The organism is Bradyrhizobium sp. LVM 105 (genome assembly GCF_003957705.1).
Taxonomy (GTDB): Bacteria; Pseudomonadota; Alphaproteobacteria; order Rhizobiales; family Xanthobacteraceae; genus Bradyrhizobium; species Bradyrhizobium frederickii.
Genome location: NZ_QZMV01000058.1, coordinates 1 through 6067, shown reverse-complemented (window position 1 = coordinate 6067; position 6067 = coordinate 1). Strand labels below are relative to the sequence as shown.

Below are 6067 nucleotides of genomic sequence, written 5' to 3'. Positions count from 1 at the left end.
CTGCTGCGCCTTCCTGTTCGCCGGCGCCTGGTCATCCCGTCAACAGACCTCATGATCAACGTTCTTCACGGTCGACTGTTTACACGGCTTTCTCCTGAAGACCGTCGCTGACACCGGTGAAGCCATGTCGACAGTTGCGAGCGCAATTCGGCGCCTTTGGTGCCGACGCTTTCTTGCTCTTCTGGTGATCATCGCGGTCATTGCTTCTATCGCGGTCCTGACCAGCCCCCAGCTTGGCGCGACAATCGAAGCTCTGGAGCCGCCTGGTCTCCCTGAGCCGGTTCTCGTGAGCGAGCAAGTTTCGCTCGATCAGGGCTGGAACGCCGAAGACGCCGATCGATTCCATCACAAAGCCCAGGGCACGCAGACCTTGCCAATCCCGCTGTCATGGTTTCTCGCGCTGGAAGCGCCGCAGAACTCGCCCTTCGCTATGCCCTTCTTCGAACGCGAACGCTTTGCCGACAACCGCTATTTACTGCGGTTCGGATTCATAAAATCTGCTAAAAGCGAGAACAATGAATACGGTTTGCCGATCGGATTTGCGTATTCGCCGTTTCAGTCGATCCGCGGACTTGCGCGTAAGGACACTGCCGTCGGATTGACCTGTGCCGCGTGCCACACCGGCCAACTGATCTTCAAAGACAAGCGCTATGTCATTGAAGGCGGCCCCGCCGTAACCGATCTCGGTCAGTTGACAAATGCGCTCCGCGCCGCGCTCGCACAGACCGCCTTGTCGGCAAAGTTGCCCTTCTTCGACGGTCGCTTTAGGCGGTTCGCGAAGCGCGTTTTAGAAACCGAGTACAGCGATCTGACACGCGTTCAACTATCCAAGGAACTCGATGGAATACTTGGTGCTCTGGTCGATCAGCCCGCTGGGATCGACGTCACGGAAGGGTTTACCCGCCTCGATGCGCTCAATCGCATCGGCAATCAGGTGTTCGCACTCGACAACAAGCGCTACGGCAACTACGTCAACATCAACGCCCCTGTCAGCTACCCGCACATCTGGACATCATCATGGTTCGATTGGGTGCAGTACGACGCCTCAATCATGCAGCCATTGTACGCAATGCCGGCGAGGCGATGGGTGTTTCCGCGGAGCTCAACCTCACGGCACCGCCCAAGCAGGGACGCTTTGCCAGCAGCATCCCCTTTGATAATCTGCACTGGATTGAACGAAAGCTCGCTGGAAAGGACCAGCCGCTGGTGGCGAAGGCCTTCACCGGGCTGAATGCGCCAACTTGGCCCGACAGCTTTCCTGCGATCGACAAAGCCAAGGCTGCCGTGGGAGCCCAACTCTACGATAAATATTGCAGCGGCTGCCATCTTCCAGCGCTGACCCCCGACATCGTGCACGGCAAGGCCCCGGACTCGGAGTTCTGGAAGAACTTCGGCCCTATCCGCTGGCGCGGCCGGGATGGGCAGGAGAAGCAGACGAAGGAATCCGTACTCAACGTCAAGATCATCAAGCAAAGCCATATCGGCACCGATCCGGCCCAGGGCGACGTGCTGCGCAATCGCACCGTTGACACCGCCGGCAGCGAACTGGCCCGGGCGGTCCATAGCAGCCCAGGACTCGGCCTCGACATCGATGTCTGCCAACGGAAGGCTGACAATACGCTGGATACGATCCAACTCTCGGACCATGCGATGCAACTCTACGCGCTTGCGCTCGGCGCCGTGGTCCAATCCAGCATCGACGAGTGGCTTCGGTCGACCGGGACCGTCCACGCGGAGATCGAAGGCGATCGGCCGAACTGTCTCGCGGCAGGTTTCGGCTATAAGGCGCGTCCGCTGAACGGCGTATGGGCGACTGCGCCGTTCCTGCACAACGGCTCGGTGCCGACGATCTACGACCTTCTCAGCCCGGTTGCAGAGCGCCCGAAAGTGTTGCTGCTCGGTGAGCCCAGCTTCGATCCTGTCCGCGTCGGTATCGTGGCGCGGACCGCCGCTCCCAAAGGCAGGACCTACGACAGCAAGGGCTACTTCATCCTCGATACGTCGAGGCCCGCCAATCGCAATACTGGCCACGAATTCTCGAACGACAAGCATGAGGGTGTCCTTGGCCCTGCGCTGTCTCCCGAGGAGCGCAACGCGATCATCGAGTTCCTGAAGTCGATCTGAAATTGATTGGGTCAGCTCCAACTGGAGCAGCATCGAAGACCATCTCGCTCCCGCAGGGGGAAAGGTGGACGGAAGCCAGGATCGACCGACCAGGCGAAGCTTTTCTCGAGTTAGGGTGCGGCGGCAATGGCGGAACAGAAACAGGGGCTGGCGGCGAAGTTCTTGAAATGGATGATCGCGAAACATCCGGATGCGTTGTTCGCACTAATTCGGCGCGTCAGGCCCAACCTAGCGTTGGGCGCCGCGGGGCCCGTGTTCATCACCCGCTTCCCCGACGTGCAGGAAGCGCTGAGCCGGCCCGACATCTTCAACGTCACCTATGCGCCGATGATGGACCCTTCGGTCGGCCCCTTTATGCTCGGCCGCGACTGCACCGAAATCAACCAGCGCGACAAGGGTATCATGCGCGCCTTCATGCGCATGGAGGATCTGCCGGCAATTCGCCAGAAAGTGCGCAGCCTCGCCAATGCGTCCGTCGAAAAGCAGCTCTATACCCAGAACCAAATCGACGTGGTCAGCACGTTGTCGCGCCTGGTCCCCATTCAGCTGACCGGAGAATATTTCGGCTTTCCCGGCCCCGATCTGGCGTCGATGTTCCGCTGGTCGCGCGCCACGCAGTACGACATGTTCCACAACCTGGACAAAGATCCGAAGGTGCATCAGGACAACATTGACGCCGGGCAGGAGATGCGCACCTACCTGACACAACTGCTCCCGCAACGGCGCGAGCAACTGAAAAATGGCGCGCCGCTCGACGACGTGTTCAGTCGCTTGCTAAAAAGCCATTTTGACGATTCGATCGGCTTCGCCGACGAACGCATTATAACCAATATGATGGGCACGCTGGTCGGCGGAATCGAGACGACCTCAGCGGCCATCGTACAGCTCCTCGAGCAGTTGTTCATAGGTCCGAAGATCCTGAAGAAGGCGATCGACGTCGCCTGCAGCAATAACGATCAATTGATGTATCGCTATTGCTGGGAAGCGCTACGCTTCAACCCGATCAATCCGTTCGTGGTGCGCCAGTGCCGGACCGATTACCGGATTGCAAAGGGCTCGCTGCGCGCGGCAACAATCAAGGCCGGCAGCACGGTGCTGATCTCGACCCGGTCGGCGATGCGCGACGGCTTGCAATTGCCGGCGCCGTCCAGCTTCGCCGTCGACCGCCCGGAGTCGGTCTATATGCATTTGGGCTACGGGATGCACACCTGCCTCGGCGACCAGATCAGCCGCATCCAGGTTCCGGAAATCGTTCGTCGCATCCTGCAAATCCGGGGTGTGCGTCCTGCCGCGGAGATTGACTACGCAGGAGGGCCGTTTCCGGAGCGTTATCCAATCACCTACAATACGGCCGCCTGAAGGGCGGACTTCCCAGCAGCGAGCCGCGACTCGCGACTGGTCTGCAATATCCAGCGGCGAGGCGATTGCCGTTAGCACTTCGCGAATGGTTTGAGCATAGTCTCGCTCCAGTGCCAGACCAACCTAGATCGCTGGCGCGCCGGTTTGAACGAGAAAGTCATTCGACTTCAAGAGGAATGGCGCAGCCACCATGTCTCGTGCCCAAGCGCTTTGCGAGAGCCCCGAAATATGTTCCATTCTCCTAGTCATCTGGAACGCAAATTCGACGCATTAGTTGTTGCTCGAATCTCTAGAGAGGAGAGTGCTAGTGGCGAATGCAGGTGTGCGAGGCCGGCCGATCGCGCCGTTAGTGCTTAGTCCGCAGGAGCGGGCGTACTTGGAGAGGCAAGTTCGTCGTCATCGTGTAGCCCGATCGCTATCTGAGCGGTGCCGCGCGATCCTGCGATGTGCAGATGGTCTGCCAAGCAAGTCTGTGGCTGCCGAACTTGGCATCCATGAACACACCGTTGGCAAGTGGCGCCGCCGATTCTTGAAGGATCGCTGTGATGGCCTGCTTGACGAAGCCCGCCCTGGTCGCCCTCGAACCATCGACGACGATCAGGTTGCTGCGGTGATCGAGCGGACATTGCGTACGACACCGCCCGACGCGACGCACTGGTCGATCCGCTCGATGGCTGCGGAAACGAGCTATGCGGGATTTTGGGTGACGAGGTGATCAGGCGGCGTGGGTTGCCGGCATTTGGATGACCTCGATGCCGTCGTTAAATCTGACACCTGCGATGACCTTCGGCAACTGGTTTGTGCCTTTGAGCCGACGCCAGGTCTTTGATGCGGCGATCACCAGTTTGAATACCATCAGCTTGGCGGTGGTCGGCGACAGCGAGCCCTTGGTGCGCACGGTCCTGTGCCGCACGGTGGCGAACACGCTCTCGATGGGATTGCTCGTGCGCAAGTGATCCCAATGTTCGGCAGGAAAGTCGTAGAAGGCCAGCAGCGCGTCGCGATCCTTGACCAGACATTCGACCGCCCGGCCGTACTTGGCGAGGTATTTCTCGGCGAAGACGTCGATCGCCGCTTCGGCGGACGCCCGGTTTGGCGCCCAATAGACCTCGCGCAAATCTTTCTTCATGGTGGCCTGCACCGAGAGTGGGACCTTGTCCAGGACATTCACGGTCTTGTGCACCCAGCAGCGCTGGTGCCGTGTGCCGGGAAAGACCTCGTCAAGCGCCTTCCAGAAGCCGAGTGCGCCGTCGCCGACGGCAATTTCGGGCGCGATCTGCAATCCGCGCTGCTTGACGTCGATCAGGAGCTCGCGCCAGCTCTGCGCGCTCTCCCGCACGCCGACCTGAAAGCCGATCAGCTCCTTCCTGCCTTCCGGCGTTGCGCCGATCAGCACCAGCATGCACTCGCCGTGATCTTCCATGCGGGCCTGCAGGAAGACGCCATCGGCCCACACGTACACATATCGCCGCGCCGACAGATCGCGCTTCTGCCAGCGCTCGTACTCGCCTTGCCACTCGGCCGTCAGCCGGGAAATCACCGCGGGCGACAGGTTCGGCGCGTCCTTGCCCAGCAAGGCCGTCAGCGCCTCCTGAAAATCGCCGGTCGAGATGCCGCGCAGATAGAGCACCGGCAACAGCGCATCCAGACTTCGGGTCCGCCGTGCCCAGAGCGGCAGGATCGCCGAGCTGAACTGGATCCGCTCGCCATCGTTGGACGCCCCGCGGTCGCGAATCTTCGCCCGCGTGACCTCAACTGGGCCGATGCCGGTCTGGATCGTCCGCGCCGGGCCGTAGCCATGCCGCACGACACGGGCGCGTCCATCGGCAAGCTTCAAGTCCTTCACCGTGGCAAGAAAGGTCTCGACTTCGATCTCGACAGCCTGCGCCAGAAGCTGCCGCGCACTAGCGCGCAGGATATTGGTCAGTGGATCATCGATCGCGTCGGGCTGACGAAGCGGGACAATCTTGCTAGTCTCATTCATGGCGTATCGCTCTCCTTGAGAGGTTCTGGCAGGCTTCGACACCCGCCTCGATACGCCGCCTATCTCAGGCCGTCATCACCCAGCTCCCGCATAGCTCCCGCCATCGAGAACGTCGACTATCGCACCGCTCGAGGCCTTGACCACTCGCTCTTTCAAATCCTCGCTACCTGCCAATGGATCCGTGATGCCAACCATCTGGTCATCGTCGGCCCAACCGGCACGGGCAAGTCCTGGCTTGCCTGTGCGCTCGGCAACAAGGCCTGTTGTGACGGCTTCTCCGTCCTCTACAAGCGAACATCCCGCCTGTTCGCCGATCTCGCGCAGGCGCGCGGCGAAGGCCGTCTGGCGCGCCTGATCACCGCGCTCGAGCGGATCAATCTCCTCATCCTTGACGACTGCGGACCCGAATCGCTTACCGCCGACCAGCGCCGCAATCTGCTTGAGATCGTCTACGATCGCTACGACAAGGGTCCTTGTTGATCACAAGTCAGGTCCCCGTGTCGCAATGGCACGATGTCATTGCCGAGCCGATGACTTCATGATGCCTCCTTCTTCGAACGCTTGGTGCGTCGTACCCGATTGCGAAGCTGACCGATTTGT

General features: G+C 60.6%; 3 protein-coding genes and 2 pseudogenes. 4 read left to right on the top strand and 1 reads right to left on the bottom strand.

What is annotated here, in order from left to right; genetic code table 11:
- Positions 1-124 precede the first annotated feature (124 nt).
- From D6B98_RS42130 to D6B98_RS39200, 3 genes and pseudogenes are all read left to right on the top strand, one after another.
- Positions 125-2124 (top strand): annotated as a pseudogene (locus tag D6B98_RS42130) (di-heme-cytochrome C peroxidase).
- Between the two features lie 126 nt (positions 2125-2250).
- Positions 2251-3483, top strand: coding sequence for a cytochrome P450 (locus tag D6B98_RS39205; RefSeq protein WP_126262207.1), 1233 nt, complete (start codon positions 2251-2253; stop codon positions 3481-3483).
- A gap of 307 nt (positions 3484-3790) precedes the next feature.
- Positions 3791-4195, top strand: a pseudogene (locus D6B98_RS39200) (helix-turn-helix domain-containing protein); the annotation flags it as partial.
- A 3-nt stretch (positions 4196-4198) separates the two neighbouring features.
- Here D6B98_RS39200 and D6B98_RS39195 read toward each other — a convergent pair.
- Positions 4199-5467 (bottom strand): IS256 family transposase, encoded by a 1269-nt coding sequence (locus D6B98_RS39195; RefSeq protein WP_126262206.1) that lies wholly within the window; start codon positions 5465-5467, stop codon positions 4199-4201.
- 15 nt (positions 5468-5482) lie between these two features.
- On the opposite strand from D6B98_RS39195, the gene D6B98_RS41780 reads away from it, so the two are divergent.
- Entirely contained in the window at positions 5483-5947 is a 465-nt protein-coding gene (locus tag D6B98_RS41780; RefSeq protein WP_430642582.1) for an ATP-binding protein, read from the top strand.
- Positions 5948-6067: the final 120 nt, after the last annotated feature.

Coding starts and splice junctions, on each gene's coding strand:
- D6B98_RS39195 (WP_126262206.1), bottom strand. CDS start 5,467: ATGAATGAGACTAGCAAGATTGTCCCGCTTCGTCAGCCCGACGCGATC.
- D6B98_RS39205 (WP_126262207.1), top strand. CDS start 2,251: ATGGCGGAACAGAAACAGGGGCTGGCGGCGAAGTTCTTGAAATGGATG.